Here is a 16,930-nt window from a genome sequence, read left to right as displayed (position 1 = left end):
AAGCTGCAAGCTTTTAGCTGCAAGCTGCAAGATTTGAGCAAAAGCGGCTTGTAGCTTGCCGCTTGTGGCTAATAGATTCAGCTGTCCAACGCCTTGTACTTCTCGCGCAGGTGGTTACGAATCCACACCGCCGACAGGTTGAGCGTGGCGATCACCAGCACCAGCAACAGCGCGGTGGCGTACACCAGCGGTCGCGCGGCTTCGACGTTGGGGCTCTGGAAGCCGACGTCATAAATATGGAAGCCCAGGTGCATGATCTTCTGGTCCAGGTGCAAGTACGGGTAGTTGCCGTCCAGCGGCAGCGACGGCGCCAGTTTCACCACGCCTACCAGCATCAGTGGCGCCACTTCACCGGCGGCGCGGGCCACGGCGAGGATCATGCCGGTCATCATGGCCGGGCTGGCCATCGGCAGTACGATCTTCCACAGCGTCTCCGCCTTGGTCGCGCCCAGCGCCAGCGAACCTTCACGCACGGTGCGCGGGATCCGCGCCAGGCCTTCTTCGGTGGCCACGATCACCACCGGTACCGCCAGCAGCGCCAGGGTCAGCGAGGCCCACAGCAGGCCCGGTGTACCGAAGGTCGGCGCCGGCAGTGCTTCGGCGAAGAACAAGCGGTCGACCGAGCCCCCCAATACATACACGAAGAAACCCAGGCCGAACACGCCGTAGACGATGGCCGGTACACCCGCCAGGTTGTTCACGGCGATGCGGATGATGCGGGTCAGGGTGTTCTGCTTGGCGTATTCGCGCAGGTACACCGCCGCCAGCACACCGAACGGGGTGACGATCATCGCCATGATCAGGGTCATCATTACGGTGCCGAAAATAGCCGGGAAGATGCCGCCTTCGGTGTTGGCTTCCCGCGGGTCATCGCTGAGAAATTCCCAGACTTTGCTGAAGTAGAAGCCGATCTTGGTCATGGTGCCCATGGCGTTGGGCTGGTAAGCGTGCACCACTTTGCCGATGCCGATTTCCACTTCCTTGCCATTGCCGTCACGGGCCGTCAGCGCATCGCGATTGAATTGCGCGTGCAGGTCGGCCAGGCGTGCTTCGATGTCCTGGTAGCGTGCATTCAGCTCGGCGCGGTCGGCGTCCATATCGGCCTGGGCGGCGGCGTCGAGCTTGCCTTCCAGCTCCAGCTTGCGGCCGTGCAGGCGGATGCGTTCCAGGCCGGCGTTGATCGCGCCGATATCGGTTTTTTCCAGGCTCTTGAGCTGAGCGGCCAGCTTGTTGACGCGCTCGACCCGCGCCTGCAGCTCCGGCCACGCGGCCTCGCCTTCAGCGATGACCTTGCCGTCCTGCTTGACGTTGACCAGGGTGCCGTAGAAGTTGCCCCACTCACGACGCTCGATCGTCATCAGCTCTTTCGGCTTGGTCTGGTCCTGCAACCACTCGCCGACGATCCAGGTGAAGTCGTTGCCGTTCAAGTCCCTGTTACCGACCTTGATCAGCTCGCGGGTCATGAACTCCGGGCCCTCTTCGGGCACCGGCAGGCCTGCGCTTTTAAGCCGTTCGCGCGGCACTTCTTCTTTCTGCACCACTTCGCCGATAACGATGTGGTTGGCCTGGCCCGGCACGTTGTAATTGGCCTGGATCAGGTCGGCCGGCCAGAAGTGGCCCAGACCACGCACCGCGATCACAGCCAGCAGGCCAATGGTCATGATGACCGCGATGGATACCGCGCCACCGCTGATCCAGACGCCGGGGGCGCCGCTCTTGAACCATCCATTCAGGGAGTTCTGTTTCACAGACTTCTACCTTTCTTAAAGCGACGAGTATTTCTTGCGCAGACGCTGACGAATCAGCTCGGCGAGGGTGTTCATGATGAAGGTGAACAGCAGCAGCACCAGCGCCGAGAGGAACAGCACGCGGTAGTGACTGCCGCCCACTTCCGACTCGGGCATTTCCACCGCAACGTTAGCCGCCAGGGTGCGCAGGCCTTCGAACAGGTTCATCTCCATCACCGGGGTGTTGCCGGTGGCCATCAGCACGATCATGGTCTCGCCCACGGCGCGGCCCATGCCGATCATCAGCGCCGAGAAGATGCCTGGGCTGGCGGTCAGGATTACCACGCGGGTCATGGTCTGCCACGGCGTGGCGCCAAGGGCCAGGGAGCCCAGGGTCAGGCCGCGCGGCACACTGAACACGGCGTCTTCGGCAATGGAATAGATGTTCGGAATTACCGCAAAACCCATGGCCAAGCCCACCACCAGAGCATTGCGCTGGTCGTAGGTGATGCCCAGGTCGTGGGAGATCCACATGCGCATGTCGCCGCCGAAGAACCAGGTTTCCAGGTACGGGCTCATGTACAGCGACAGCCAGCCCACGAACAGGATCACCGGGATCAGGATCGCGCTTTCCCAGCCATCGGGCACACGCAGGCGCAGGGATTCAGGCAGGCGGCTGAAGATAAAACCGGCCACCAGGATGCCAATCGGCAACAGCATCAGCAGGCTGAAAATCCCCGGTAGATGCCCCTCGACATACGGCGCCAGGAACAGCCCGGCGAAGAAGCCCAGGATCACCGTCGGCATCGCTTCCATCAGCTCGATCACCGGCTTGACCTTGCGACGCAGGCTCGGGGCCATGAAGTATGCGGTGTAGATCGCGGCGGCAACGGCCAGCGGCGCGGCCAGCAGCATGGCGTAGAACGCAGCTTTGAGCGTGCCGAATGTCAGCGGCGCCAGGCTCATCTTGGGTTCGAAGTCGGTGTTGGCGGCGGTTGATTGCCAGACGTATTTAGGCTCGTCGTAGTTCTCGTACCAAACCTTGCTCCACAGCGCGCTCCAGGAGACTTCCGGGTGCGGGTTGTCCAGCACCAACGGCTGCAGTTTGCCGCCGGCTTCCACGATGACGCGGTTGGCTCGTGGCGACAGGCCGAACACGCCCTGGCCGTCGACCACCGGGTCCACCAGCAGGGTGCGGTGCGCGGTGCTGTGGAACACACCGAACTTGCCGGCGGCATCCAGGGCGGTGAAGCCTTTGCGACGTTCCTCGGCGGTAATTTCCACAATCGGCGCGGTGCCCATCTGGAAGGTGCGGATCTGCTTGAGACGCTGTTCGCCGTCCGGGTCGCGGGCCATGAACCACTGGGCCAGGCCGCCCTTGGAGTTACCGACGATCAGCGAAATGCCGCCCACCAGTTGCGTACTGGCGGTAATTTCAGCGTTGCCATCTTCCAACAATTTGTATCGACCGTTGAGACTCTTGTCGCGCAGGCTGAATACGTCGGCCAGGGCGCGGCCGTTGATCACGTATAGCCATTGCTGGCGCGGGTCGATGAAGATCGCCTTCACCGGCTCGGTCATCTGCGGCAGCTCGATACGCTTCTGCTCGCTGGTGACTTCACCGGTCATCATGTTTTCTTCGCGGCTCAGGGTCAGCACGTTCAGGTGCGAACCGGCCGAACCTGCGGCTACCAGCGAGGAATCGGTGGCGTTGAGCGCTACGTGCTCCAGCGGGCGACCGGCATCGTCCAGTACGATCGGCGTTTCACCGTAGGGGTATTCGATGGCGGGAGTGATGGTCTTCTTGCCGTCCGGGTAGGACACCTTATAGGTGTGGCGGAACACCATGGCCTGGCCATTGGACAAACCGAGAATCACCAGCGGGCTGCCCGGCTGGTCTTCACCAATGGACGCTACGCTCGCGCCGACCGGCAATGGCAGGTCGACGCGCTTGAGCTCGGCACCCGTGTCCACTTCAAAGAACAGCGCCTGGCCTTTGTCGGAAACCCGCATGGCGACCTGGTTCTGTTCTTCCAGGGAGATCAGCAACGGCTTGCCGGCGTCTTGCATCCACGCGGGCGTGAGAGCGTCTTCCTTGGTCAACGAAGCACCTTGGAACAACGGCGCCACCACGTAGGCCAGGAAGAAAAAGATCAGGGTGATGGCGGCCAGCACGGCAAGGCCGCCGACCAGCACATACCAGCGAGTGAAGCGATCCTTGAGCGCGCGGATGCGGCGCTTGCGTTGCAGCTCAGGCGTATTGAAATCAATGCGCTTGGGAGGAGAAGTCGTCGTCATGGTGGAATTGGCCAGATCATTCATGCGCACACCCTAGCGATCCTGTATGACAGAAAGATGACAATGCAGTGACGCAGGAAATCCGCCGCGTAGCAGGGCTGGCAGCGGACTAGAAATTAGGAGGCAAGGTCCAGCTCCTTCGGACCTGCCCGGCCTTGAACCCAGCCAAGCGGCGGGCTCAAGGCGATTTTACCGGTGGCTTACTTGCCGCCTTCCTGCAGACCCAGGTCAGCCAGTGCCTTGGCGGCAACTTTAGCTGGCAGTGGGATGTAGCCGTCTTTCACCACAACTTCCTGGCCCTGTTTCGACAGAACCAGCTTCACGAACTCAGCTTCCAGCGGAGCCAGCGGCTTGTTCGGGGCTTTGTTGACGTAGACGTAGAGGAAGCGCGACAGCGGATATTTGCCGTTCAGGGCGTTTTCTTCACTGTCTTCGATGAAGTCGGTGCTGCCTTTTTTGGCCAGGGCCACGGTCTTCACGCTGGCAGTCTTGTAGCCGATGCCCGAGTAGCCGATGCCGTTGAGCGAGGAACTGATCGACTGCACGACCGACGCCGAGCCTGGTTGCTCGTTCACGTTAGGCTTGTAGTCGCCTTTGCACAGGGCCTCTTCCTTGAAGTAGCCGTAGGTACCGGATACCGAGTTACGACCGAACAGTTGCACCGGCTTGTTGGCCAGGTCACCGGTCACGCCCAGGTCGCCCCAGGTTTTCACGTCAGCTTTGCCACCGCACAGGCGGGTCGAGGAGAAGATCGCGTCGACCTGCTCCATGGTCAGGTGCTGGATCGGGTTGTCCTTGTGCACGAACACCGCCAGGGCGTCCACGGCCACCGGGATAGCGGTTGGCTTGTAGCCGTACTTCTGCTCGAAGGCCGCCAGTTCGGTGTCCTTCATCTTGCGGCTCATCGGGCCCAGGTTGGAGGTGCCTTCAGTCAGCGCAGGTGGCGCAGTGGCGGAACCGGCAGCTTGAATCTGGATGTTGACGTTCGGGTATTCCTTTTTGTAACCCTCAGCCCACAGGGTCATCAGGTTGGCCAGGGTGTCGGAACCGACGCTGGACAAGTTGCCCGACACACCCGTGGTCTTCACATACGCCGGAATCGCCGGGTCAACACCAGCGGCCACCGCGTTGGCGGTCGCAACGCCAGCAGCGACAAACGTCATTGCCGCCATCAAACGTTTCAGTTTCATGCCTTGCTCCTAGCAGATAGGGATAGTTGGATCGGGGCCAAGTATCGGTAGGCCGTGTGAACACTCTATGTCTGGAATGTGACAATTAGATGAAAGGCCAGTATGGGGAGCAAAGACCGAGGGCGGGGTGCAGTGCCCTGAATACGGGAGAATGTGAGGCGAGGAGGTAGCGCGCGGCAGTTTTTGAAATACCCTGTAATTGTTGTAGCAAGCAACCTCTGTGGCGAGCTTGCCCACTCGCCACAGATTATCGTTGCGTGTCAGCAGGGTTCAGCGCCCACGCTTCCACAGATACCCACCCACCAACATCCCCATCACACACAGCACGGCCACGTAGTAAGCCGGGCCCATCGGGCTTTCCTTCATCAGCAGTGACACCACCAACGGCGTCAGCCCGCCGAACACTGCGTAGGCCACGTTGTAGGAGAACGACAGTCCGCTGAAGCGCACCACCGGTGGGAAGGCCTTGACCATCACGTAAGGCACCACGCCGATGGTGCCGACGAACAGACCGGTCAGGGCGTAGAGCGGGAACAGCCAGTCGGGATGAGTGATGAGACTGTGGTAGAGCGTCCAGGAGGTCGCCAGCAGCAACGCACACCCGGCGGTCAGCACGCGCCCGGCGCCGAAGCGGTCGGCCAGGGCGCCGGAGCCGATGCAGCCCAGGCTCAGGGTCACGATGGCCAGGCTGTTGGCTTGCAGCGCAACGGTGGGGCTGAAGTGATAGATGGTCTGCAGCACGGTCGGGGTCATCAGAATGACCACCACCACGCCGGCCGACAGCAGCCAGGTCAACAGCATCGACAGCACGATGGCGCCACGGTGGTCACGCAGCACCGCGCGCAGCGGCAGCTCGGCGGCCAGGGTCTTGCGTTGCTGCATCTCGGCGAAAATCGGCGTCTCATGCAGCCAGCGACGCAGGTACACCGACAACAGGCCAAACACGCCACCGAGCAGGAACGGGATACGCCAGGCGTAGTCCGACACCTGTTCCGGGCTATACAGGGTGTTGATGGCGGTGGCGACCAGCGATCCGAGCAGAATACCGGCGGTCAGGCCGCTGGTCAGGGTGCCGCAGGCGTAGCCGATATGCCGTGGCGGCACGTGTTCGGACACAAATACCCACGCCCCCGGCACCTCGCCGCCGATCGCCGCGCCCTGGATGACGCGCATCAGCAGCAACAGCAGCGGCGCCCAGAGGCCGATCTGCGCATAAGTCGGCAGCAGGCCCATGATCAAGGTCGGCACGGCCATCATGAAGATGCTCAAGGTGAACATCTTCTTGCGCCCCAGCAGGTCGCCGAAGTGCGCCATGATGATGCCGCCCAGAGGACGCGCCAGGTAGCCGGCGGCAAAGATACCGAAGGTCTGCATCATGCGCAGCCACTCGGGCATGTCGACGGGGAAGAACAGCTTCCCGACCACGGTGGCGAAAAACACGAAAATAATGAAGTCGTAGAACTCCAGCGCCCCGCCCAAGGCGGACAGCGACAGGGTTTTATAGTCGTTGCGGGTCAGCGGGCGCGAAGGTTGCGCACTGCTTGCAGGCACGGAGGACATGGCAAGGCTTCTCTTATTAGTCAGAACGGCAGATCCGGGGTGCTGGCTGCGCCAGGACGGGTTCGGCAAGATAGCAAATCGCCTGGAAAAGCACACCAGAAGCACAGTTGCCGGAAAAAGCTCCATTACAGCGGCTAAATGCCGACCAAATGAGCGACGGGAGGTCGTCGCAGCGCATGGGTGTCGATATACTCGCCCCTTGCACGCGCCAGACCCGCAGTCTTGAGGGCTGCTGTGCCAAAACGACGTTGGCGCCACCCAGCCGTTTTGGCAGAGTTTCCCTTTAGTACGCCTTACGAGAAACGCATCAGGCGGGGTATGGTGCTGAAACGTTTTTCCCAAAGACGGCTATCCACTTGAAATACCCATGAAGCGTCACGGGTCAGAGGCACCCTCGGCATGATCGAACTCGAACAAGAAGATCCTATCCCGCAAGGCGATCTCGCCCTGCAAATCACGGCTCTGCCGCGTGAAACCAACGGTTTTGGCGACATCTTCGGCGGCTGGCTGGTCGCGCAGATGGACCTGGCCGGCACCGCCATGGCCAGCAAGGTCGCCGGTGGGCGCGTGGCTACCGTGGCCATCGATCGCATGGCGTTCCTGGTGCCGGTCGCGGTGGGCGCGCAATTGTCCTTTTATACCCAGGCCCTGGAAATCGGCCGCAGCTCGATCCAGATGATGGTCGAAGTGTGGAGCGACGATCCGCTGTCCAGCGAATGGCGCAAAGTGACCGAGGCGGTGTTTGTGTTCGTCGCCATCGACGGCAGCGGCCGCACCCGTTCGGTACCGTCGCGCGCGCGTTAAACCTCATCGGATTTTGACGGTCAATTGCCCCATTGCCTGCCATTGAGAGTGCTTCGTATGCCTACGCCACACGTTGAAACCGTGACAATCGACGAGCTGGACTGCTGGCGCATCCGCCACAACGGCGCCGAGCTGATGGTGGCCCGGCAGGGTGCGCATATCTTCAGTTACCAGCGCGAGGGCGAACAGCCGCTGATCTGGCCGAACCCCGCCGCCGTGTTCAAGCAAGGCAAAGGCATCCGCACCGGCGTGCCCGTGTGCTGGCCGTGGTTTGGCGTGTTCGACCGCAACCCGGACAGCGTCAAAGCGATGCGCCGGAGCGACCAACCAGCCGGTGCCCACGGGTTTGCGCGCACCGCACGCTGGGAATTGGCCGGAACCGAGCTTGAGGGCGACGCCTTGCGCATCGACCTGGCGCTGCCGATACCTGCGGGCGGCTTCCCCGGCTGGCCCCATCAGGTCGAACTTACCCTGAGTCTGCTGCTGGACGAGCAACTGCACATCCGCCTGACCAGCCACAACCGTGGCACCGACACCGTGACTCTCAGCCAGGCGCTGCATACCTACTTCGCCGTCAGCGATGTGCGCCACGTGCAGGTCGAAGGATTGGACGGTACGACGTATATCGACACCGCCGACGGCTGGACCACGAAGACCCAGTCCGGCCCGCTGCACTTCAGCGCCGAGACCGACCGCATCTACCTCGACACGCCGAAGCAGGTGAGCATCGTCGACAAAGACTGGCAGCGCCGCATCCAACTCACGGCCCAGGGCTCCACATCGACAGTGATCTGGAACCCCTGGACCGAGCGGGCTAAGGCCTTCGACGATATGGCCGACGACGGCTGGCAAAACATGCTGTGCATCGAGACGGCGAATGTGCTGGATGATGTGGTGACACTGGCGCCCAACGAACGCCATACCCTGGGCGTAAGCATCGCCGGCATCGCCCTGTAGATAAAGAGTCCATTGTGGGAGGGGGCTTGCCCCGATAGCGGTGAGTCAGCCAGCTCGAGGGTGACTGGCACCCTGCTATCGGGGGCAAGCCCTCTCCCACATTGATTTGTGTTGAGGCTTAGAGATCGGCTTCCTTGACTACTCGCACCTTGCCCGCGTCCAGCGCATAGGCCGCATCCGCCAAATCGTTATTCACCGTCTCCACCTTCAACGTGCCGGTAACCCAGAGCGGCGTGTAGATATCGTCCAGCTTCAACCCCTTGGGATAACGCACCAGCACCAGCTGGTTTGGCGGCGGTGGCGGCACGTGGATACAGGCGCCTGGGTACGGCACCAGGAAGAACAGTGTGCTGCGGCCCTTGGCGTCGGTCTCCAGCGGAACCGGATAACCGCCGATGCGGATATTCTTGCCGTTCATGGCGGCCACGGTTTTGGTGGAATACATCACCGCCGGCAGGCCTTTGCTCTGCTTCAAGCCGCCTTTGTCGGTAAAGGTGCCCTGGGCTTCGGGGGAGTTGTGGTCGATCTCGGGCATGGCCTCAAGGGCCTTCTGGTCCGACAGCGGCATCAGGTCGAGCCAGTCGGTTTCCGGCAGTTCGCCGGCGTGCGCCAGGCCAGTGCCCAGCACGAGGAAAATCAATAGAAAACGGCGCATGGAGAGGCTCGGCAAGTACAAGTGGCGAGCATTCTAGCCCTCTGCGCCTGCGCAGCGCAGAGGACTTTGTCGGCTGATTACTTCTTTCTGATCAGGCCGTAGATCACCAACAGGATGATCGCGCCGACCAGCGCACCGATGAAGCCGGCACCTTGACCCGCCTGGTAGATACCCAGCGCCTGGCCACCGTAGGTCGCGGCCAGGGAGCCGGCGATGCCCAACAGAATAGTCATGATCCAGCCCATGCTGTCGTCGCCTGGCTTGAGGAAACGCGCGAGCAGACCGACGATCAGGCCGATAAAGATGGTTCCGATGATACCCATGGCATTTCCCTCTGAATGAATGTGTGTCATGGCAAAGCCTAGCCAGGCTTTACCATCCTGCAATCAGAGAGACGGCGGGGCCCAATGGTTCCCGCCGCGCCGAGGCTTATTGCTCGGCGATCAGCGCTTCGACCTTGAGGATCTGCGCCTGCAGCGTCGCACGGTCCTGGCAACGCAGGTTGGCGTGACCGACTTTACGCCCGGCCTTGAAGGCCTTGCCGTAGTGATGCAGGTGGCAGTCGTCGATCGCGATCACGCGCTCCACCGGCGGGACCACGCCAATGAAATTGAGCATCGCACTCTCGCCCACCTTGGCCGTGGAACCCAGCGGCAAGCCCGCCACCGCCCGCAGGTGGTTCTCGAACTGGCTGCACTCAGCGCCTTCGGTGGTCCAGTGCCCGGAGTTGTGTACACGCGGGGCGATCTCGTTGGCCTTGAGGCCGCCGTCGACTTCAAAGAACTCGAACGCCATCACGCCGACGTAATCCAGCTGCTTGAGCACACGGCTGGAATAGTCTTCGGCCAAGGCCTGCAACGGATGGTCGGTGCTGGCCACCGACAGTTTAAGGATGCCGTTGACGTGAGTATTGTGCACCAGCGGGTAGAAGCGCGTTTCGCCATCACGGGCGCGCACGGCGATCAGCGAGACTTCACCGGTGAACGGCACGAAACCTTCCAGCAGGCAGGCGACGCTGCCCAGTTCGGCGAAAGTACCGACCACATCCGCTTCGCTGCGCAGCACTTTCTGACCCTTGCCGTCGTAACCCAGGGTGCGGGTTTTCAGCACGGCCGGCAGGCCGATGCGGGCGACGGCGGCGTCCAGGTCCGCCTGGGACTGGATATCGGCGAAGTCCGGCGTCGGGATGCCCAGGTCCTTGAACATGCTCTTTTCGAACCAGCGATCGCGAGCGATGCGCAGGGCCTCGGCACTGGGGTACACCGGCACGAACTGCGACAGGAAGGCCACGGTTTCCGCCGGAACGCTTTCGAACTCGAAAGTCACCAGGTCCACTTCGTCGGCCAGTTGGCGCAGGTGGTCCGGGTCACTGTAGTCAGCGCGCAGGTGTTCACCCAGAGCCGCCGCACAGGCGTCCGGCGCCGGGTCCAGGAAAGCGAAATTCATCCCCAGCGGGGTGCCCGCCAGGGCGAGCATGCGGCCCAGCTGGCCGCCACCGATTACACCGATCTTCATGGTCTACAACCTCAGGCGATGCGTGGGTCTGGATTGTCCAGCACGCTGTCTGTCTGTTCAGCACGGAATTTTTTCAGCACCGCGTGGAACTGTGGGTGCTTGGCGCCCAGGATACTGGCGGACAGCAACGCGGCGTTGATCGCGCCGGCCTTGCCGATCGCCAGGGTCGCCACCGGGATGCCGGCCGGCATCTGCACGATCGACAACAGCGAATCCACGCCCGAGAGCATCGACGATTGCACCGGCACACCGAGCACCGGCAGATGGGTCTTGGCCGCACACATGCCTGGCAGGTGCGCTGCGCCACCGGCGCCGGCGATGATCACCTCGATGCCACGGGATTCTGCTTCATCGGCATACTGGAACAGCAAGTCCGGGGTGCGGTGGGCGGAAACCACCTTCACTTCGTACGGAATGCCGAGTTTTTCCAGCATATCGGCGGTGTGGCTAAGGGTGGACCAATCGGACTTGGAGCCCATGATCACGCCAACCAATGCACTCATCGTCGTGCCTCTTCTCTCTGGGCGCCCGCAGGCGCGTCAAAAAACAACAAGCCACGCGGGAAATCCGGCGTGGCTTGTTGTACGAATGTTGGCCGGTTGGACCGGCCGAAGGCCGCGCAGTATACCGTAATAATTAAGATAAACAGCCCCTGGAACGACCATCTGTCCAGTGGTGAAAGCGGCGGTTTTATTGACTTTCAAGTCAGCCAAACCACCACAAAGCGCCTTCCCACATTTGCCCTGCATTCGGCTTGAGATTGGGCTCAGGTGTTCTGCGCCGCACCACCTTCCAACTTGCGCCACAACAACCGCACATTGGCCTTGCGCACCAACGCACAGCGGTACAAGCGAATTTCCAACGGTACATGCCATTGCGGCCCGCCGCAGACCACCAGCTCGCCGCGCGCCAGTTCGGCACGCACGCTCAACTGCGGCACCCAAGCAATGCCCAGGCCTTCCAGGGCCATGCTTTTGAGGCTGTCGGCCATGGCGGTTTCGTACACGGTGGTAAAGCGCAGGGCGCGCTGGCGCAGCAACAGGTGCACCGAACGGCCGAGGAAAGCGCCGGCGCTGTAGGCCAGCAACGGTACGCTGCCCTCGCCTTCCAGGTCGAACAACGGCTTGCCGTCGGCGTCGGCGGCGCACACCGGGAGCATTTCGGTGTTGCCCAGGTGCAGGGACGGGAAGATCTCGGCGTCCATCTGCATGGCGGCATCGGGGTCGTAGAACGCCAGCATCAAATCGCAGCCGCCTTCACGCAGGGCGTGCACCGCATCGCCGACGTTGGTGGCGACCAGCCGCGTGGCGATGTTCAGGCCTTCGTTGCGCAGTTGTGCGATCCAGCGCGGGAAGAAACCCAGCGCCAGGGAGTGTGCGGCGGCCACTTGCATGACTTCGCCCTGCCCGCCTTCCAGGTGATGCAAATGACGCAGGACTTCACCCAACTGTTCGACCACGGTGCGTGCGGTGACCAGGAACAACTGCCCCGCCGCCGTCAGCTCGACCGGCGTACGCGAGCGGTTGACCAGGGTCAGGCCCAACGCCGCTTCCAGGCTGCGGATGCGTCGGCTGAACGCCGGCTGGGTGACAAAACGCCGCTCCGCCGCCTGGGAAAAGCTGCGGGTCGCGGCCAGGGCGCTGAAGTCTTCCAGCCACTTGCTCTCAAGGTTCATCACTGCCTCCCACGGGAACGCACCATTTTGGCACACACGCCCGCCATCATAGCCGGGTCACACTCACATTATGCCGTTTATGCATAGGCCAGTGTTTAACAGCATTGGCCCAAAAATTCGTACAAGCCTAGCATTCGCAGCGTTCCGGCCAGTTCCGGGTCCATATCGAGATGATTTCCGTCATGTCCTCCGCTGCATCATTCCGCACAGAAAAAGACCTGCTTGGCGTACTTGAAGTACCTGCTCAAGCGTATTACGGCATCCAGACCCTGCGAGCGGTGAACAACTTCCGCCTCTCGGGCGTTCCGATTTCGCATTACCCGAAATTGGTGGTCGGCCTGGCAATGGTCAAGCAAGCCGCCGCTGATGCCAACCGCGAGTTGGGCCAGCTCAGCGAAGCCAAGCACGCCGCCATCAGCGAAGCCTGTGCCCGTCTGATCCGCGGCGATTTCCACGAAGAGTTCGTGGTGGACATGATTCAAGGCGGCGCCGGCACTTCAACCAACATGAATGCCAACGAAGTCATCGCCAACATCGCGCTGGAAGCCATGGGCCACCAGAAAGGCGAATACCAGTACCTGCATCCCAACAACGACGTGAACATGGCGCAGTCGACCAACGACGCCTACCCCACCGCGATCCGCCTGGGTCTGCTGCTGGGCCATGACGCGCTGTTGGCCAGCCTCGACAGCCTGATCCAGGCGTTCGCCGCCAAGGGCGAAGAGTTCAGCCACGTACTGAAAATGGGCCGCACCCAACTGCAAGACGCCGTGCCGATGACCCTCGGCCAGGAATTCCGCGCCTTCGCCACCACCCTCGGTGAAGACCTGGCCCGCCTGAAAACCCTGGCGCCAGAGCTGCTGACCGAAGTGAACCTGGGCGGCACCGCCATCGGCACCGGCATCAACGCCGACCCGCGCTACCAGGCCCTGGCCGTACAGCGCCTGGCCGTCATCAGCGGCCAACCCGTGGTTCCGGCGGCCGACCTGATCGAAGCCACTTCCGACATGGGCGCCTTCGTGCTGTTCTCCGGCATGCTCAAGCGTACGGCAGTGAAGCTGTCGAAGATCTGCAACGACCTGCGCCTGCTCTCCAGCGGCCCACGCACCGGGATCAACGAGATCAACCTGCCGGCGCGCCAGCCAGGCAGCTCGATCATGCCCGGCAAGGTCAACCCGGTGATCCCGGAAGCGGTCAACCAAGTGGCGTTCCAGGTCATCGGTAACGACCTGGCCCTGACCATGGCGGCCGAAGGCGGCCAACTGCAACTGAACGTGATGGAGCCGCTGATCGCCTTCAAGATCTTCGACTCGATCCGCCTGCTGCAACGCGCCATGGACATGCTGCGCGAGCACTGCATCGTCGGCATCACCGCCAACGAAGCCCGCTGCCGCGAACTGGTGGAGCACTCCATCGGCCTGGTGACCGCGCTGAACCCTTACATCGGCTATGAAAACGCCACCCGTATCGCGCGCATCGCCCTTGAAAGCGGCCGCGGGGTACTGGAACTGGTGCGCGAAGAAGGCTTGCTCGACGACGCCATGCTCGACGACATCCTGCGCCCCGAAAACATGATCGCTCCACGTTTGGTCCCATTGAAGGCCTAAGCGTTTGTTGCACCGCTCACCAGGTTGAGGGACTAGACACCTCTCACCTTTTGAGGGCCTGAAGGCTCGTTCTTCAGGCCCTTTTTTTTGCTTCGAGGTTGTGAAATGACGCTCATAAAAAATCCAATATCGCACCGCTTACCCACCGCCCCTGTAACCGCCTGGCTGAAACCTTTAATCGGCCCGGGCAGACGGATCACGTTCGCCTAGGTATAGTGCCGCCCCTCTTCGCGTCTGCGGCTGTCGGTAACGAAGCCGGGATAACCCGCGAAACCGCATGAATAACAACCCGCAAAAGGAATGGGGTCGAACCGTCGCGCACTGCCTGGTGCGATGCGACGTTTTTGAACCGTCCTGCGTTTGCCATTAGAAAAATCAGCGAGGAACACTCCATGCTCGAAGTCATCAACGACTTCCTCTCAGGGAAAGTACTGATCGTGCTCATTGTCGGGCTCGGCGGTTATTTCACGATCCGCTCGCGTTTCGTACAGCTGCGCCACTTTTTCCACATGTTTTCGGTGTTTCGCGACAGCCTCAAGAGCAGCTCCGGCCAGCTCAGTTCGTTCCAGGCGCTGATGCTCAGCCTGGCCGGCCGCGTAGGCGCCGGTAACATCGCCGGTGTCGGCATTGCCGTGACCCTCGGCGGCCCGGGCGCCGTGTTCTGGATGTGGGTCACCGCACTGGTGGGCATGTCCTCGAGCTTTATCGAATGCTCCCTCGGCCAGTTGTACAAGCGCACCGACGCCGAAGGCACCTACCGTGGCGGCCCGGCTTATTACATCCAGCACGGCCTGCACAAGCGCTGGCTGGGCATGGTCATGGCGTTCCTGCTGCTGGTGACCTTCGGCTTTGCCTTCAACGGCCTGCAGGCCCATGCCGTGACGCACTCGCTGAATAACGCGTTCGGCCTGGACACCACCTACACCGGCCTGGCCCTCGCAGTCTTGCTGGGCCTGGTGTTCATCGGCGGAATCAAGCGCATCGCCTCGATCGCCGACCTGCTGGTGCCGGTCAAGACCCTGGTCTACATCGCCGTGACCCTGTACGTGATCGTGCTGCAGTTCGACCACGTGCCGGCCATGCTCGCGACCATCGTCAAGAGCGCCTTCGGCCTCGACCAAGCCTTCGGCGGCCTGGTAGGCAGTGCAATCATCATGGGCGTGAAGCGCGGCGTGTTCGCCAACGAAGCCGGCCTGGGCAGTGCGCCCAACGTGGCGGCAGTCGCTTCGGTTGAGCATCCGATCGCCCAAGGCGTGGTTCAAGCGTTCAGCGTGTTCCTCGACACCTTCGTGATCTGCACCTGCACCGCGCTGCTGATCCTGCTCTCCGGTTTCTACACCCCAGGCTTTGAAGGCGACGGCATTGCCCTGACCCAGAACTCCCTGGCGGCGGTGGTCGGCGACTGGGGCCGCATGTTTATCTCGGTGGCCCTGGCGTTATTCGTGTTCACCTCGATCATGTACAACTACTACCTCGGCGAGAGCAACCTGCGCTTCCTGGTGGGCAACAACCGCAAGGTGCTGATGGGCTACCGCACGCTGGTGCTGGTGCTGATCTTCTGGGGTTCGATCGAGAACCTGAGCACCGTATTCGCCTTCGCCGACATCACCATGACCATGCTGGCGTTCGTTAACCTGTTCGCCCTGGCGTTCCTGTTCAAGATCGCCATGCGCATCCTCAAGGACTACGACGACCAGCGCGCAGCGGGCATCAAGACCCCGGTGTTCGATTCCAGCCAGTTCCCGGATCTGGACCTGGACCGCAAGGCCTGGCCGGCCAACCCGGTCAAGTCCGAGCCGGCGGCAAAGGTGTCGGCTGAACTGAACGCTCAAGCGCAACGCTGAGCGTAGATAGATGACACGCCGCCCGGCCTTGGGCATGCTCGGGGCCCGGCGGCGTTTTTCGTTCAGGAGAATTCTCGATGTCCCCAGCCAATAACATCATGGTGCTCTACACCGGCGGCACCATCGGCATGCAGGCCAGCGCCAATGGCCTGGCGCCCGCTTCGGGTTTCGAAGCGCGCATGCGCGAGCACTTTGCCGGGGCGAAGCTGCCCTCCTGGCGCCTGCGCGAAATGTCCCCGCTGATCGACAGCGCCAATATGACCCCGGCCTACTGGCAGCGCCTGCGCACAGCAGTGGTCGAGGCGGTGGACGAAGGCTGCGACGCGGTGCTGATCCTGCACGGCACCGACACCCTGGCCTACAGCGCGGCCGCCATGAGTTTTCAACTGCTGGGGCTGCCGGTGCCGGTGCTGTTCACCGGCTCCATGCTGCCGGCGGGCGTGCCCGACAGCGATGCCTGGGAAAACGTCAGCGGCGCCCTGACGGCGTTGGGCGCAGGCCTGGCGCCGGGGGTGCAGTTGTACTTCCACGGTGCGCTGATGGCGCCGACCCGTTGCGCGAAGATCCGCAGCTTCGGCCGTCATCCGTTCGCGGCGCTGCAGCGCCAGGGCGGCGCAGCCAAGGCCGATGCGATTCCGGATGCTTTGGACTATCGCCAGCAGAAAGCGTTGGCGAACGTCGGCGTGCTGCCGCTGGTGCCCGGCCTTTCAGCGGTGCTGCTCGACAGCCTGATCGACAGCGGCATTCAAGCACTGATCCTGGAATGCTATGGCAGCGGCACCGGGCCCAGCGACAACCCGGCATTCCTCGCCAGCCTGCAGCGCGCACAGGACCGGGGCGTGGTGGTGGTCGCCATCACCCAATGCCATGAAGGTGGCGTAGAGCTGGACGTGTATGAAGCCGGCAGCCGCCTGCGCGGGGTTGGCGTGCTGTCGGGTGGCGGCATGACCCGTGAAGCGGCGTTCGGCAAGCTCAATGCCCTGATCGGCGCGGGTCTGCCTAATGCCGAGATCCGCCGCCTGGTCGAACTGGACCTGTGCGCCGAGCTGAGCTGACTGTCGTTCCACCATACATAGTCACTCCCGCCGCTGACCTGGC

Annotated in this window: 14 protein-coding genes; 5 read left to right on the top strand and 9 right to left on the bottom strand. The window is 62.3% G+C overall.

Features of this window, described 5'->3' with window-relative positions; all coding sequences use genetic code 11:
• Positions 1-77: 77 nt before the first annotated feature.
• From pstA to G7025_RS01785, 4 genes are all read right to left on the bottom strand, one after another.
• Complete coding sequence (pstA, locus tag G7025_RS01800) at positions 78-1,748, bottom strand: phosphate ABC transporter permease PstA (protein WP_181076212.1); 1,671 nt, start codon at positions 1,746-1,748, stop codon at positions 78-80.
• A gap of 15 nt (positions 1,749-1,763) precedes the next feature.
• Positions 1,764-3,797: an ABC transporter permease subunit gene (locus tag G7025_RS01795; protein ID WP_181076573.1), complete on the bottom strand. Its 2,034-nt coding sequence runs from the start codon at positions 3,795-3,797 to the stop codon at positions 1,764-1,766.
• 428 nt (positions 3,798-4,225) lie between these two features.
• On the bottom strand, positions 4,226-5,215 hold the full coding sequence (locus tag G7025_RS01790; protein ID WP_181076211.1) for a phosphate ABC transporter substrate-binding protein PstS: 990 nt from the start codon (positions 5,213-5,215) through the stop codon (positions 4,226-4,228).
• A 270-nt stretch (positions 5,216-5,485) separates the two neighbouring features.
• On the bottom strand, positions 5,486-6,775 hold the full coding sequence (locus G7025_RS01785; protein WP_181076209.1) for an MFS transporter: 1,290 nt from the start codon (positions 6,773-6,775) through the stop codon (positions 5,486-5,488).
• Positions 6,776-7,174: 399 nt separating this feature from the next.
• On the opposite strand from G7025_RS01785, the gene G7025_RS01780 reads away from it, so the two are divergent.
• Positions 7,175-7,579: an acyl-CoA thioesterase gene (locus G7025_RS01780; RefSeq protein WP_003176975.1), complete on the top strand. Its 405-nt coding sequence runs from the start codon at positions 7,175-7,177 to the stop codon at positions 7,577-7,579.
• Positions 7,580-7,636: 57 nt separating this feature from the next.
• Entirely contained in the window at positions 7,637-8,536 is a 900-nt protein-coding gene (locus G7025_RS01775) for a D-hexose-6-phosphate mutarotase (protein WP_181076208.1), read from the top strand.
• Between the two features lie 118 nt (positions 8,537-8,654).
• Here G7025_RS01775 and G7025_RS01770 read toward each other — a convergent pair whose 3' ends face one another.
• The 5 genes from G7025_RS01770 to G7025_RS01750 form a co-directional block, all read right to left on the bottom strand.
• On the bottom strand, positions 8,655-9,191 hold the full coding sequence (locus G7025_RS01770; protein WP_181076206.1) for a DUF3299 domain-containing protein: 537 nt from the start codon (positions 9,189-9,191) through the stop codon (positions 8,655-8,657).
• A gap of 77 nt (positions 9,192-9,268) precedes the next feature.
• Entirely contained in the window at positions 9,269-9,514 is a 246-nt protein-coding gene (locus tag G7025_RS01765) for a GlsB/YeaQ/YmgE family stress response membrane protein (protein WP_181076205.1), read from the bottom strand.
• A 106-nt stretch (positions 9,515-9,620) separates the two neighbouring features.
• A complete protein-coding gene (locus G7025_RS01760; RefSeq protein ID WP_181076203.1) occupies positions 9,621-10,706 on the bottom strand; it encodes a 5-(carboxyamino)imidazole ribonucleotide synthase in 1,086 nt (361 codons plus the stop codon).
• An 11-nt stretch (positions 10,707-10,717) separates the two neighbouring features.
• Entirely contained in the window at positions 10,718-11,209 is a 492-nt protein-coding gene (gene purE / locus G7025_RS01755; protein ID WP_003195648.1) for a 5-(carboxyamino)imidazole ribonucleotide mutase, read from the bottom strand.
• A 263-nt stretch (positions 11,210-11,472) separates the two neighbouring features.
• Positions 11,473-12,381, bottom strand: a complete 909-nt coding sequence (locus G7025_RS01750) for a LysR substrate-binding domain-containing protein (RefSeq protein WP_010566930.1) — start codon at positions 12,379-12,381, stop codon at positions 11,473-11,475.
• A gap of 182 nt (positions 12,382-12,563) precedes the next feature.
• Between G7025_RS01750 and aspA the strand changes: the two genes are divergently transcribed.
• From aspA to G7025_RS01735, 3 genes are all read left to right on the top strand, one after another.
• Positions 12,564-13,988, top strand: coding sequence for an aspartate ammonia-lyase (gene aspA, locus G7025_RS01745; RefSeq protein WP_034101530.1), 1,425 nt, complete (start codon positions 12,564-12,566; stop codon positions 13,986-13,988).
• A gap of 392 nt (positions 13,989-14,380) precedes the next feature.
• Positions 14,381-15,832, top strand: coding sequence for an alanine/glycine:cation symporter family protein (locus tag G7025_RS01740; RefSeq protein WP_181076201.1), 1,452 nt, complete (start codon positions 14,381-14,383; stop codon positions 15,830-15,832).
• A 77-nt stretch (positions 15,833-15,909) separates the two neighbouring features.
• Positions 15,910-16,887 carry an asparaginase gene (locus G7025_RS01735; protein ID WP_181076200.1) on the top strand — a complete coding sequence of 326 codons (978 nt, stop codon included), beginning with the start codon at positions 15,910-15,912 and terminating at the stop codon, positions 16,885-16,887.
• Positions 16,888-16,930: the final 43 nt, after the last annotated feature.

This window comes from Pseudomonas lurida, assembly GCF_013522705.1.
Taxonomy (GTDB): Bacteria; Pseudomonadota; Gammaproteobacteria; order Pseudomonadales; family Pseudomonadaceae; genus Aquipseudomonas; species Aquipseudomonas quebecensis.
Note: the sequence above shows the minus strand (reverse complement) of the source record. Positions and strands in the feature narration are given on the sequence as shown.